This is a genomic window from Bacillus cereus group sp. BfR-BA-01383 (genome assembly GCF_022663495.1).
In the GTDB taxonomy this organism is placed as follows: domain Bacteria; phylum Bacillota; class Bacilli; order Bacillales; family Bacillaceae_G; genus Bacillus_A; species Bacillus_A cereus_AU.
The window spans coordinates 90,702-104,949 of the sequence record NZ_JAKUFP010000004.1 but is presented as its reverse complement, the minus strand read 5'-3'; the positions used below and the strand labels follow the sequence as shown (position 1 = coordinate 104,949).

Genomic DNA, 14,248 nt, shown 5'->3' with positions numbered 1-14,248 from the left:
ATTGGTGAAGGCTAATAATTAAGGTAATTATATTTTTAAAGCTTCTTCAATTAAATGAATAGTAACATGGCCGATTATCCATTACAGGAAATCGGCTTTTTTATATAAAAGATCGTTTAGCGTGCGAAAAACGCTTTTTGTTGGCAGCGCTCTATCGCTATCAAGTTGAAATTTTATAATGCCCCAAAACGAAAAATTATATCTTTATAGTGAATGAACCCCTGTGATTTAAATAATCAGTAGTGTATTTTAGCTATTTATAAAAAATATTATTTTGACCCCCATAAAATTATTTCTTCCTTCGAATATATATAAGGAAGAAAAAAATTATGGAAAAGTACTATTAAAAGGTACTATGGCACCTATGCTGGTCTGTAGCTCGTTTCTGATGGAAAAAGCAATCTTACACAAGATACATTAGAAAAAAGCGACAGAAGACTTAGGGGGATTCGAAAGCAAAAACTGCAATTACCAAAAATATAGTGAAGAGTTATTCAAAGATTGCAGCTAAAATAGAAATAGAGCAAGAAAAACAAGCGGACGTTATTGTGAAAGAAAATAAGAAAGTAGATCAAAATATAGACGTAACTCTAGCGCCAACAGAAAAGAATAATCATTAAGAAACAGTGAAAAAAGTCGGTCGCGAAAAATATGAGAAATAACAATAAGACAAGCATAAAGAACAGTACTAAGAAGATGTGGTTAAATGGTCACTTGTTTAGTGACCATTTTGCTATTTGAAGCAGAAGGAGGCAGGGAGATTACTAGTGTTGAGTTTAGTAATGAAGATCTTAAAAAAACCGAAAATAGAAGATATCGTATTTAACATACAAAACAACGGAGAAGATAAGGAAGCTTTTATCGTACAGTATCAACCTTTTATTAAAAAATCAATATCGTCTGTCTGTCGCCGATATATTACGGAACAGGATGATGAATATAGCATTGGGTTGTTTGCGTTTAACGAAGCAATTGAACAGTATTCATACAAAAAAGGAAAATCTTTTCTAGCGTTTGCTGATCTTCTTATAAAAAGAGATGTAATTGACTATATACGCAAGGAGTCTAAGCATAATCTTGTCTTTTTAAAAGAAGATAAGCAAGAGGAAATGTTAGAAATGCAAGTATCGCTTACGGAGTATATGAAAGAGATGGAAAATAGTAACCGTAAGGAAGAAATTCTTCATTTTCAAAGTGTGCTAGCTGAATTTAAAATCACATTTTCAGAGCTTGCTAAAGAATCTCCTAAGCATCGTGATACGCGTGAGCACTTAGTAGAAATTGTAAAGATTATTATAAAAGAAGAGGAAATGATGGAAGAACTGTTCCGAAAGAAAAAGTTACCGCTTAAACATATTGAACCGCGTGTTAGGGTAAGTCGTAAAACTTTGGAGCGTCATAGAAAATACATCATTGCAATGTGTATTATCTTTGCAAACAACTATACATATATTCTGGATTATATAAGAGGGGGACAGCATGATGAATAAAGGGATTGTGATGGATATAAAAAAACATAGTGTAGTTATTTTAACGCCAAATGGAGAGTTTATTGCGTTTAAAAGAAAAGCGCACTCTTACATGATTGGAGAGGAAATCTCGTTTAATGAACAAAAGCAAAGGGCACCGCGTTTTTCAATCCCTTCTTTCTTAAAGCCTGCATCGTTACTTGTTGCTTGTTTTCTATGTGTGTTGCTGTTTTTCTACAACCAACCGGAAGAAAAAGTATTCGCTTATGTCTCAGTAGATATAAATCCGAGTTTAGAGGTGAGCGTAACAAAGGATCTTCGTGTTATAGATTTGCGAGCTTGTAATGATGATGGAAAGCGCATTTTAAAAGAAATGAAACGGTGGGAAAATAAACACCTGCAAGACGTAATACGTACTATTATAAAGCAGAGTCAAGAGGATAAGTACTTAACGAATGATAAGCAAGTTATGCTAACAGCTGTTACAAAGGACAAGTCACTAGAAGCAGAGTTGGAAAACGCTATGCAAGAATTAAAGAAAGAGTATGAGATAAAACATGTTACAGTCGAATATCAAAACAGTACGATGCAAATGCGAGAGAATGCTAAGAAAGCAGGAATTGGCACAGGTGTTTATATAAAGCAAGAGAATGAGAAGAAAAAATCGCTTACTCCTCCTGTACCGCCGTCTGATCAGGAGGAACACGATGGGGAGATACAAACGCAACCAAAGTTACCTCCTGATGCATCATCGGATTTGTCTCCTGTAAAAGAAGAAAAATACGAGAAGCAGGAGCATATAGAACAAAAGCAATCTAAGAAACAGCAATCTAAGCAAATAAAAGAAAATAATGAACACCAGCAAGAAAACAACGGAAGAGGATCACAGCAAGGAAATAATGGACATCAGCAAGAGAACAACGGTAGGGGGCCTCAGCAAGGAAATAATGGAAACCAACAAGAAAACAACGGAAGAGGTCCTCAGCAAGGAAATAATGGAAACCAACAAGGAAACAACGGTAGAGGGTCACAGCAAGGAAATAATGGACATCAGCAAGAAAACAACGGTAGAGGATATAACCAAGAAAATAAAGAGTCTCAGTAAGAAAATATAGGTAATATAAACGAAAATAACAGGCCTAAAAATGAGGGGGAAAATGTTCCTACCACACAACATTAAGGGGATGGAAAGAAGAATCCATAGAATATTGAGGATGTTTAGGAACCCCTTGAGTTTCAGACCGAAAAGTTTTTTAAAATTTTTTTGAAATGACGGACATAAAATCGTATATCATTTCGAATTATATATATGGATATCATTAATATTTATATAAAAGGGGAGAAAGAAATATGAAAGAAATGTATGAAGAAATCACTGAAGTATTAAAGGTATTGGCGCATCCTGTCCGTTTATCTTTAGTAGAAATAATGCGTACAAAAGGCCCTACTAATGTAACAACAATGTATGAAAAATTACAGATGCCTCAAAGTACAATTAGTCAACATTTATCCAAACTAAGAGCTGCTAAAATCATTACAGGTACTCGGAAAGGATTAGAAATTTATTATGAAGTAACGGACAATCGTACAAAAGCGATATTATTAAGTTTGGTTTAAATGCTAACTTTAATGAAAAAATGCGTCATTCTTTCTGTGGAATCCATAGGAAAGGATGGCGTTTTTGTATGTCAATTTCTGTATTTGATGAATTATAACTATTCGCTTAATAAATTGAAAACGAGAAAATAAATATGGATCATTATTATATTTATTAAAGTTATATATCTTAATAAAAAATCAAATGTTTCATGAAATAGATTCAGTTCCGGTAAAATCAGTTGCAACGAGTGAACATTACTTTCATTTATGCATGTTATTCGTTTTTTATCGTTTGGGGAAACTAGTTATTGTTAGTTTTGTGACAAGGAGGAATAACAATGACGAATCTGTGTAAAAAGATAATGGGGCTAACATTAAGTTTATTAGTTACAGGAAGCATGCTTAACGATAACGGGGTCGAAGCTAAGGGAGAAAAAGTAGGGCGACAACCGAAAAATGTAATTATGATGGTTATGGATGGAACGAGCTCTTCAGCTACAACTTTAGCTCGTTGGTATAAAGGGGTACCACTTGCGTTAGAGCAAATTGTAACAGGGGGCGTCCGCACGTATTCGGCGGAATCAGCTACTACAGACTCAGCTCCAGCAGCAACAGCATTAGCAACTGGGAATAAATCAAATTCAAACTACATAGGTGTATTACCGTCTATTGTGAATTCACCTGGTTTAAAGCCAATTAAAGAAGAAGACAGGTTTCGTCCAGTTGCCAACGTACTAGAAGGTGCAAAACGTTCAGGGCGCGCAACAGGAATTATTGCTACATCTGAAATTCAGCATGCTACTCCAGCGGGGTTCTCTGCTCACCACTTAAACCGCAAGCAATTTGAGGTACTTGCAAAACAGCAAGTGTATCAAAATATAGATGTTGTATTAGGCGGGGGGAAGGCAGCACTTTTACCTGTCAAAAGTAATGGAATCCGAAAAGATGGTGAAAATTTAGTAAAAGTGATTCGAGAAAAAGGATACGACTTTGTTGAAACGAAAGATGCATTATTGAATGCTAAATCAGATAAAATTTGGGGCTCTTTTTCTCATACTGCACTTGCGTTCGATATGGATCGTGAAGCAACTAATCCGGAGCAGCCAACACTATCCCAAATGACGGAAAAAGCAATTCAAACATTATCAAAAGATAAAGATGGCTTCTTTTTATTTATAGAAGGAAGTAAGCCAGATTGGGCAGCGCATGCGAATGATCCAATTGGGATGATTAGTGATGTATTGGCATTTGATAATGCGGTTGCAGAAGCGTTAAAATTCGCGAAAAAAGATGGGAATACGATGCTCATCGCTTTAGCGGACCATGGTAACAGCGGTATTTCCATTGGGAATATGAATACGACAAAAGGATATAAGACGACGCCGGTATCTGCTTACATTAATCCGCTGAAAAAGGCGAAATTGACACTTGAAGGTGCTACAAAAAAACTAAAAAGTGATTTATCTAATGTAGAAGAGGTCGCTGCACTATATGGTTTAGACAATTTAACTCATGATGAAAAAGACAAGTTAAAAGCAGCGCAAAAGAATATGGATGTAGGTCCAATACTTACTACATTATTGGCCAACCGTGCGAACATTGGCTTTACGACAGGTGGTCATACAGGTGAGGATGTATTCTTATATTCTTATGGACCTCAAAAACCACAAGGCTTAGTCCAAAATACGGACATTGCGAAGACAATGGCGAAAGCAATGGGTTTTAACTTAGAAGAATTAACAAATAAATTATTTTTAGAAAGTGAATCAGGCTTTAAACAAATCGGTGCAACTGTAACAATCGACAAAAACAATGTAGCAAACCCGGTGCTCATAGTAAATCATAATAATGTGGAAGCTCAATTATTTGTTAATAAAAATATAATTCGTATCGATGGTAAAGAGTATGAATTAGGAAGTATCGTCGTTGAAAGTAATGGAAAGTTCTATGTACCAGAAGAAGCAATTCATTTGTTCAAAAAACATTCTCGTTAAAAAATCGCTAATCATTTATCCTATATAGGCTAAGTGGTTAGCGATTTTTGTTTTTTGTCCTAAAGTTTTAAATATTAAACATTACAATGTTAAGATCTTATTATGTATTTCACTTTACATAAAAAATATTTCTCAACAATTGTACGTCAATAAAATATTGAATATTCGCATTATACCGAATATTATGTTGTTATCGACAAAAAAACGATAATTCGCAAACACTGGGGAGGAAATGCATTGAAAAAGAATAAGAAGTTAAAACCTTTATCGGTACTAGCAACAGCGGCAGTGCTAAGTAGTACTTTTGCTTTTGGAAGTCATGCAGCGTATGCTGAGACGCCAACATCATCTCTACCAATAGATGAGCATTTAATACCGGAGGAGCGTTTGGCAGAAGCACTAAAAGAACGGGGAGTAATTGATCAATCTGCATCGCAAGCTGAGACATCAAAGGCTGTCGAAAAATATGTTGAGAAAAAGAAAGGGGAAAACCCTGGGAAAGAAATCATCAAAGAAGATAGTCTTACGCAAGAAGCTTCTGATTTTATGAAAAAAGTAAAAGATGCAAAAATGAAGGAAAATGAACAGGCGCAGCAGCCGGCGGTAGGACCGGTAGCTGGACAAGATGCTGGATTGAATTCTAGAAAATTAAATGGAAAAGTACCTACGACACCAGCGCAGCAAGCTGAGTACAATGGATCTGTTCGAAAAGATAAAGTACTTGTTTTACTTGTGGAATTTAGCGATTTTAAGCATAACAATATTGATCAAGAGTCAGGATATATGTATTCTAAGGACTTTAATCGTGAACATTATCAAAAAATGTTATTTGGTGATGAGCAATTTACGTTATTTGATGGATCGAAGATTAACACATTTAAACAATATTATGAAGAGCAATCTGGTGGCAGCTACACAGTTGATGGAACTGTAACGGAATGGCTTACTGTTCCAGGAAAAGCTTCAGATTATGGTGCGGATGCAGGAACCGGTCATGATAACAAAGGTCCTTTAGGGCCACGTGATTTTGTGAAAGAAGCATTAAAAGCAGCGGTAGCAAAAGGGATAAATTTAGCAGACTATGATCAATTTGATCAATACGATCAAGATGGTGATGGAAATAAAAACGAGCCAGATGGCATTATTGATCATTTAATGGTTGTACATGCTGGTGTAGGTCAAGAAGCTGGCGGCGGTAAATTGAAAGATGATGCGATTTGGTCTCATCGTTCAAAACTTGGATCAAAACCATATGCGATTGATGGCACAAAATCTTCTGTTTCGAATTGGGGCGGAAAGATGGCTGCATACGATTATACAATCGAGCCTGAAGACGGAGCAGTTGGTGTGTTTGCGCATGAGTATGGTCATGATTTAGGCTTACCAGATGAATATGATACAAAGTACTCAGGACAAGGTGAACCTGTTGAATCATGGTCTATTATGAGCGGCGGCAGCTGGGCTGGAAAAATTGCAGGAACAGAGCCAACAAGTTTCTCGCCACAAAATAAAGAATTTTTCCAAAAGAATATGAAAGGTAACTGGGCGAATATCGTTGAGGTAGATTATGATAAGCTTCGCACGGGAATCGGCGTTGCGACATTTTTAGATCAAAGTACAACAAAATCAAAACGACCAGGAATCATTCGTGTTAATTTGCCGGACAAAGATATAAAAAATATCGAATCGGCATTTGGTAAGAAGTTCTATTACAGTACAAAAGGAAATGACATTCATACAACACTTGAGACACCAGTATTTGACTTAACAAATGCAACGGATGCTAAGTTTGATTATAAGGCATTCTACGAGCTTGAAGCGAAGTATGATTTCCTTGATGTAAATGCGATTGCGGAAGACGGAACGAAGACACGTATTGATAGAATGGGCGAAAAAGATGTAAAAGGCGGCGTGGATACAACTGATGGTAAGTGGGTTGATAAAACTTACGATTTGAGCCAATTCAAAGGGAAAAAAGTAAAACTGCAATTTGAGTATGTAACAGATATTGCAGTAGCTTATAAAGGGTTTGCGTTAGATAATGCTGCATTAACTGTAGATGGAAAAGTTGTTTTCTCTGATGATGCAGAGGGTCAACCAGCAATGACGTTAAAAGGATTTACTGTGTCAAACGGATTTGAACAGAAAAAAAATAACTACTATGTAGAGTGGAGAAACTACGCTGGTTCTGACACGGCGTTACAACATGCGCGTGGACCAGTATTTAATACAGGAATGGTTGTATGGTATGCGGATCAAAGCTTTACAGATAACTGGGTAGGCGTTCATCCAGGTGAAGGATTCCTAGGAGTAGTAGATTCTCATCCAGAGGCAATCGTAGGGACATTAAACGGACAACCGACTGTGAAGAGCAGTACGCGTTATCAAATTGCCGATGCAGCATTCTCATTTGATCAAACGCCAGCATGGAGAGTAGATTCACCAACTCGCGGTATCTTTGATTATAAAGGATTACCAGGAGTTGCAAAATTTGATGACTCTAAGCAGTACATCAACAGTCTCATTCCAGATGCAGGACGTAAGTTACCAAAATTAGGATTGAAGTTTGAAGTAGTAGGCCAAGCTGAAGATAAGTCTGCAGGTGCAGTTTGGATTCATCGATAAAATAAGGTGAAATTAAGAGGAGCTGCCTCATAAGTCGGTAAAACCGAGTTATGGGCAGCTCTTTTTTTATTGTGGAAATGGGACAGTATAGGAACAGAAAAATCTGTGTGTCTTTTTTATTAATATATTTATTGGGGAAAACTTCAAGATTTCCGGCGCAGATGATTCTGCTACCTTATTATAGAAGTTATTTTGGATGTAAGTAATTTGTAAGTAATAAGTAAGAAAAAAGAGATTTTCATAGTATATAATATTTATTATATCTACACTTAACACCTACTACTAATAGTATGCTATAATATGAATTAGCAACAAAAAGAAAGGAATTAGAAAAAATGACCTTACAAAATACTAAAAATTTAAAAAAACAAGTTGCTCCTTTTGAAAAATCAACGATTAAAAAAAGTGTGTGGCAACTTATCAACACAATCGTACCATTTATTATTTTATGGTACCTTGCTTATAAAAGTTTGTCTGTTTCTTATTGGTTATCATTAGTTCCATCTCTGTTAGCCGCTGGATTTATGACAAGGATTTTCATTATTTTTCATGATTGCACCCATTATTCATTTTTTAAAAGTCGACGTGCAAATAGAATAGTTGGGACATGTATGGGTGTTTTAACATTATTCCCGTTTGATCAATGGGGGCATGAGCATTCCATTCATCACGCTACAAGTGGTAATTTGGATAAACGAGGTACAGGAGATATTTGGACGCTTACAGTGGATGAATATTTGGCAGCACCATTTAGACTCCGTTTAGCATATCGTTTATATCGCAACCCATTCGTTATGTTTGGATTAGGTCCGATTTATGTTTTTCTGCTTAAAAATAGATTTAACCGAAAAGGTGCTAGAAAGAAAGAGCGCATGAACACCTATTTGACGAATGTTTTAATCGTTGTTTTAGTAGGATTACTTTGCTGGGCAATCGGATGGCAATCGTTTCTTCTAGTACATGGTTCCATATTCTTAATAGCAGGTTCAATAGGTATTTGGCTGTTTTACGTACAGCACACATTCGAGGATTCTTATTTTGAAGAAGATAAAGAGTGGGAATATGTGAAAGCAGCAGTGGAAGGAAGTTCGTTTTATAAACTTCCAAAAATCCTGCAATTTCTAACTGGTAATATTGGATATCATCATGTTCACCATTTAAGCCCAAGAGTACCTAACTATAAACTAGAAGAGGCACACAATAATACGCTTCCTTTAAAAAATGTACCAACGATTACTCTTGCTACAAGTTTGCGATCACTCCGTTTCCGTCTTTGGGATGAGAAAAGTAACAATTTTGTTACCTTTAAAGACGTCAAAAATTTAGTGAAAAACAATGTTTCTATTCGAGTGAAATCTGAGCTATAACTTCATCATATATACAAGAAGCCCCTTAATCCTTTTTGGTTTAAGGGGCTTCTTTGTTTAAATAGTGGATGCCTGATTCTGATAAGGAATTGATGTTTTACTTACCTTGTTGAACGAAAGCAATCGTTAGCTTAATAGTAAATGATTATAACCCTCTATTTCTCCCAAAGCTCAATCAGTCGACCTTCAGGATCTTTAATCCAAATAAACTTCCCAAATTCACTAATCTCTTCTTTCTTTTCAAGAGGTACACCAATTTGTTCAAGATGCTGAATAGTCTCGTTTAGATTATGTACTTGGAAATTTAACATCACTTGTTGTTCTGTCGGAAAATAATTGTCATTCTCGGTAAAGAAAGAAAAGATAGTCGCAGTTCCTAATTCGGGTTTAATCACAGTCCCATTCCAATTTTCTATTTCAATCTTCAACACGTCACTATACCATTTTTTTATAACATCAATATTTTTAGTTCTCCAAAATATTCCTCCGAAACCTTTTATCATCGTAGATAACTCCTGTCTATTTTAAAATTTTTAAGCAATATATATTCAATATATCAAAACAGTAATAGTAAGGAAAATTATTAACTTATAAACAGTAAAAAATCACAATTGCTAGTAATGTAGTATTAACTACATTAACAATACCGACATCATCTTTCGCAGAACTTGAAAAGTAATACGGACTAGTTTGAGGATAACTCTTCAACTCGAAATTCAGATGAACAATCCAACATTCCAAATGGTATAAAAAACCCTTCCGATAGTATAGAAAAAACAGGGGAACTGTTCCTGAGGAAATGAATGAGAAGTGTCAATGATAAAAGACCGCACATGTAGTAAAATCCATGTGCGGTCTTTTATGTATAGGTATTGCATTACATAGTTTTGCTAATTTTAGTTTCTGTTTGATTGTTAGTAGCAATCCTTTTCTTAACCTTAAAGTGATAGTAGGTGTAGCAAATGATAATAAATGGTACAGTGCAATAGATTCCTAGTCTTTGTTCTGGGATAAAGATAAGACTTATTAATATAATGCCGTACAACCCAAAACCAAGAATTGGTACAAGAGGATAAAGTGGAGTTCGGAATTTTAAGTCTTCTAATTTTCCACCTTCAGCCAAATAACGTTTACGGAAAAAGAATTGAGAAACACAAATCGACATCCAAACAATGATTGTAATGACTCCGGAGATTGAAATAAGCCATAAGTAAACCGTTTCAGCAGCTACAACGCTTGTCAATAGAGAAAAAGCAGAAATAGAGATCGTTAAGATTAAAGCGTTTAAAGGTATTCCTCGTGATGATAATTTCTTTAAAAAGGCTGGAGCCATTTCGTGTTGTGATAACGACCAAAGCATTCGAGTTGCGGCGTACAGTCCTGAATTTGCGACAGAAAGAACAGCAGTAAGAATAACAAAGTTCATAATATCAGCTGCATATGGAATACCAATATTATCAAAAACAGCAACAAACGGGCTCTTTGTTAATCCTGCTTCTTCCCATGGAATTAAAGCCACAAGAACAAAGATTGCTAAGACGAAGAAAAACATCGTGCGCCATATAATATTTCTAATAGAACGAGGTAAAGTTTTCGCTGGATCTTCACTTTCACCTGCTGCGATCCCTACAAGTTCTGTACCTTGGAAGGAATAATTGACTGTAACCATTGTTAATAGGATAGCGGCAAGTCCATTTGGGAATAAACCACCATGATTTACGAAATTTGAAAATAGCGGAGCTGGTTCGTCTCCTTTTAAGTCAATAAAACCGAACATAGCGGCGCCGCCAAGGATAATAAAAGCAATAATGGCAGATACTTTAATACTTGAAAACCAAAATTCTGTTTCTGCATAACTACGAGCAGATAATGCGTTAATAGTGAATATCGTAACACCAAATATTAAACACCAAACCCAGACGGGAATATCAGGAAACCAGCGCTGCATTGTAATGCCAGCAGTTGTAAATTCAAGTCCGGTCGTGTTTGCCCAGCTTAACCAATATAACCATCCGATTGTAAACCCAGTTGCAGGGTTAATAAACTTGGTTGCATATTCCTGGAAAGAACCTGAAACAGGCATTGCTACAGCAAGTTCACCAAGACATAGCATAACGAGATACATTAATAATCCACCGGCCATAAAGGCAAGTACGGATCCACCAGGTCCAGCTTGACTTATAATATAACCAGATCCGTTAAATAACCCCGTTCCAATCACACCACCGAGTGCAATCATGAATAAATGTCTACTTTTCATCGTGCGCTTTAATTCATTGTTTGTATTGTTTACTTGCGTCATTGTTTTCCTCACTTTCATAATTGGTAGTATGAGAATTGATGTTTTTCCGTATTATGGAATGTATTCCGTGATGTGAAATCTTGTTATAATTTTCAGATAATTAAGAAGAAAAGTCAATATTTTTTTGTTTGCGTTTTCAAATTGTTAAAAGTGTATCTTTTGTTTATTTAGAAAATTTAATAAATTAATTGATTTTAGTTTGAATTTTTGTTAAATTGATAGTTAATTAAGCGTACTAACATATTACAAGTAAAGTTGAGGCGAGTTATGGTACAGTCCATTGATCGAGCGATAAGTATTATTAAGTTATTGAACTCCACAAACGAAAAAGAGTATTGGGCTATTTCTGATATAGCTGATGGAACACAACTTCCGGTTAGTACAGTACATAGGTTACTGAACTCTCTAATGGAGCATGGATTGGTTACACAAATTTCAGAAACAAAACAGTACAAAATTGGACCAATGTGGATGGAAATAGGATTACGTCAATTGGAAAAGGTAGACTACAGATCTGTTGCAAGAGAAGTGATGAAGCGTTTGGCCTCTGAAGTTGAAGAAAGTGTTTATTTGAACATTCCAAATGGAACACATTCTATTATCATTGAAAGAATTGATAGTCCTTTAAAAATTCGAGTAATCGATAACTTAGGGGAACAGATTCCGCTTTCGATTGGCGCCGCAAATAAAACGATGCTTGCGAATATGAAAACGAATGAAATGGAATACATTGTAGACCATTTACTTTCTTCTTTACCAGAACAAAAGCAAATTCTTCTTGATCAAATAAAGCAAATAAAAAACGAAGGATATGCTGTGAGTTATGGTGAAAAAACAGAAGGGACAGCGTCAGTAGCTGCACCTATTATAGGATTTAATCATAAAGTAGTAGGAGCATTAAGTGTTGGGTTAATTAGTCATCGCATTAATGATGACAGATTATCTTTTCTTATTCGTAAGGTAAAACAAGCAGCTCATGAAATATCAATAAAAATCGGCAGTACATCAGAACTATAATTTTGATAGCTGTCGTCATTTTTTATTCATATATTGGAATTGATTTTCATAATGCGGAAAAATAGGGGGATTTATATGTCAAAGTGGCAATCAAAAGAACAATTGGTTCAATTATTAAGCAATCTTGTTGAAATTCCTAGTATTACAGGTTCAGAAGCTGAAGTTATTTTGCCAGACTTTGTTGTAGAACAATTATCTGACTTACAATATTTCAAAGAAAATCCGCATCATTTGCAAAAAAATCCGACAGGGGATGGACGATATTTTGTTACAGCCCTAGTAAAGAAAAGTGATAGTACGAAAAATACCGTAATTCTTGTTAGTCACTTTGATGTTGTAGATGTACAAGATTATGGAGTGTGGAAAGAAGATGCATTTAACCCTAAAAAATTAACATCTATGTTTTATTCTCATAAAGATGAACTACCAGATCATGTACGAGAAGATATAGAACAAGGAGATTGGCTATTTGGTAGAGGAACAATGGATATGAAATGTGGTCTAGCTTTACAAATGGCGATGATTGAGCAAGCTTGTGAAGGAAGATTTGATGGGAATATTCTTTTATTAGCTGTTCCAGATGAAGAAGTGAACTCTGTAGGGATGAGGGCTGCTGTTCCAAGATTATTAGATTTAGCAAGAGAACATGACTTAGATTATAAAACAGTCCTAAATTCAGAGCCTATGTTTTCACGACATCCTGGTGACCAAAATAAGTATATTTATACTGGTTCTATTGGTAAAGTGTTACCTGGTTTTCTTTGCTATGGAAAAGAGACACATGTAGGTGAACCTTTTGCAGGCTTAAATGGGAGTTATATGGCTTCATTAATAACAGCAGAATTAGAGTTAAACACAGACCTTTGTGATATTGTAGAAGGGGAAGCGAGTCCTCCGCCAACTAACTTACTTCAAAGGGACTTAAAGGAGGATTATTCTGTACAAATTCCGCATCGTGCAGTCACATTATTTAATTTGTTTTTATTAGAAAAATCAATGACAGATGTCGTTTCATTGTTACGTCAAAAAGTAACGAAAGTAGCAGAAAAAATAGAAGAGTCCTATGAGAAGCATGCATATCGCTTTTCTAAATATAATCCATTCATACCACCTAACCTCAAAGTAAATGTATTAACGTATGAAGAGCTTATCGCTTATGCAATTGAACAACATGGGAAAGAGAAACTAGATGAAATTCAATCTACTATTATAAAAAATAGAGAAGATAAAGATGATCGTGCGGTAACGATTGATTTAGTAGATAAATTAGCTATTTTATGTAAAGAAAAGGCACCGATGATTGTGCTATTCTTTGCGCCACCATACTATCCAGCTGTGAGTTCACGCAACAACCCTTTAATTAAAGAGGTAGTTGAAGAAATGGAACAGTATGCTCACTATAACCATAGCATTACATTTGAAAATCAAAATTATTTTGGCGGAATTTCAGATTTGAGCTATGTTGGTCTGCAGTACCCACTAGATTCAATGAGTTCTCTTGTAGACAATATGCCATTATGGGATAAAGGCTATTCGATTCCACTACAGGAACTAGAAGAGTTTGATGTTCCAGTATTAAATATGGGGCCAGTAGGAAAAGATGCACATCAATGGACAGAACGTCTCGACGTAAATTACGCATTTGAAAGACTATTAGATATGTTACCGATATGCATTGAAAAATTACTTGTTCCTAATAAAATTAAACAGTCATAGTAAGGCCTGTATATGAGGAGAAGGGTCGAAACTGTAAGGTTCTGTTATGTAGTTTCTTAACTCAATATAGGATGTTCTACTGGTAATAGGTAAGGTATAAAACTAGAAGCCAAAAAGAAGATGTAAGTAGAAATGGATAGAGTTATTTTAGTATAATAA

General features: G+C 35.4%; 10 protein-coding genes and 1 pseudogene. 9 read left to right on the top strand and 2 right to left on the bottom strand.

Annotated elements, in window-relative coordinates:
- The first annotated feature begins 482 nt into the window (after positions 1-482).
- The 7 genes and pseudogenes from MR065_RS05995 to desA all read left to right on the top strand — a co-directional run bounded on the left by MR065_RS05995 (position 483) and on the right by desA (position 9,054).
- Positions 483-620: a hypothetical protein gene (locus MR065_RS05995; RefSeq protein ID WP_242212866.1), complete on the top strand. Its 138-nt coding sequence runs from the start codon at positions 483-485 to the stop codon at positions 618-620.
- A 147-nt stretch (positions 621-767) separates the two neighbouring features.
- Positions 768-1,490, top strand: coding sequence for an RNA polymerase sigma factor SigI (sigI, locus tag MR065_RS05990; protein WP_242212865.1), 723 nt, complete (start codon positions 768-770; stop codon positions 1,488-1,490).
- Positions 1,483-2,571 (top strand): annotated as a pseudogene (locus tag MR065_RS05985) (anti-sigma factor domain-containing protein); the annotation flags it as partial. The gene sigI and the pseudogene MR065_RS05985, both read left to right, overlap by 8 nt.
- Before the next feature lie 248 nt (positions 2,572-2,819).
- Positions 2,820-3,086 (top strand): ArsR/SmtB family transcription factor, encoded by a 267-nt coding sequence (locus tag MR065_RS05980; protein WP_088229465.1) that lies wholly within the window; start codon positions 2,820-2,822, stop codon positions 3,084-3,086.
- Positions 3,087-3,406: 320 nt separating this feature from the next.
- Entirely contained in the window at positions 3,407-5,062 is a 1,656-nt protein-coding gene (locus tag MR065_RS05975; protein WP_242212864.1) for an alkaline phosphatase, read from the top strand.
- Positions 5,063-5,299: 237 nt separating this feature from the next.
- Positions 5,300-7,687 carry an immune inhibitor A domain-containing protein gene (locus tag MR065_RS05970; RefSeq protein WP_242212863.1) on the top strand — a complete coding sequence of 796 codons (2,388 nt, stop codon included), beginning with the start codon at positions 5,300-5,302 and terminating at the stop codon, positions 7,685-7,687.
- Positions 7,688-8,022: 335 nt separating this feature from the next.
- Positions 8,023-9,054 (top strand): Delta(5) desaturase DesA, encoded by a 1,032-nt coding sequence (desA, locus tag MR065_RS05965; protein ID WP_242212862.1) that lies wholly within the window; start codon positions 8,023-8,025, stop codon positions 9,052-9,054.
- 155 nt (positions 9,055-9,209) lie between these two features.
- On the opposite strand, the gene MR065_RS05960 is transcribed toward desA, so the two are convergent.
- Positions 9,210-9,557 carry a VOC family protein gene (locus MR065_RS05960; RefSeq protein WP_097903839.1) on the bottom strand — a complete coding sequence of 116 codons (348 nt, stop codon included), beginning with the start codon at positions 9,555-9,557 and terminating at the stop codon, positions 9,210-9,212.
- Positions 9,558-9,931: 374 nt separating this feature from the next.
- Positions 9,932-11,356, bottom strand: a complete 1,425-nt coding sequence (locus tag MR065_RS05955) for an amino acid permease (protein ID WP_242212861.1) — start codon at positions 11,354-11,356, stop codon at positions 9,932-9,934.
- Between the two features lie 267 nt (positions 11,357-11,623).
- Between MR065_RS05955 and MR065_RS05950 the strand changes: the two genes are divergently transcribed.
- Positions 11,624-12,373: an IclR family transcriptional regulator gene (locus tag MR065_RS05950; protein WP_242212860.1), complete on the top strand. Its 750-nt coding sequence runs from the start codon at positions 11,624-11,626 to the stop codon at positions 12,371-12,373.
- Positions 12,374-12,424: 51 nt separating this feature from the next.
- The gene (locus tag MR065_RS05945; RefSeq protein WP_242212859.1) at positions 12,425-14,089 is read left to right on the top strand and encodes a M20/M25/M40 family metallo-hydrolase; all 1,665 of its coding nucleotides are present in this window, start codon (positions 12,425-12,427) and stop codon (positions 14,087-14,089) included.
- The last annotated feature ends 159 nt before the right edge of the window (positions 14,090-14,248 follow it).

Bases quoted from the DNA above. Each gene is read 5' to 3' on its own strand.
- MR065_RS05980 (WP_088229465.1), top strand. From the start codon at position 2,820: ATGAAAGAAATGTATGAAGAAATCACTGAAGTATTAAAGGTATTGGCG.
- MR065_RS05975 (WP_242212864.1), top strand. From the start codon at position 3,407: ATGACGAATCTGTGTAAAAAGATAATGGGGCTAACATTAAGTTTATTA.
- desA (WP_242212862.1), top strand. From the start codon at position 8,023: ATGACCTTACAAAATACTAAAAATTTAAAAAAACAAGTTGCTCCTTTT.
- MR065_RS05960 (WP_097903839.1), bottom strand. From the start codon at position 9,557: ATGATAAAAGGTTTCGGAGGAATATTTTGGAGAACTAAAAATATTGAT.
- MR065_RS05955 (WP_242212861.1), bottom strand. From the start codon at position 11,356: ATGACGCAAGTAAACAATACAAACAATGAATTAAAGCGCACGATGAAA.
- MR065_RS05950 (WP_242212860.1), top strand. From the start codon at position 11,624: ATGGTACAGTCCATTGATCGAGCGATAAGTATTATTAAGTTATTGAAC.
- MR065_RS05945 (WP_242212859.1), top strand. From the start codon at position 12,425: ATGCGGAAAAATAGGGGGATTTATATGTCAAAGTGGCAATCAAAAGAA.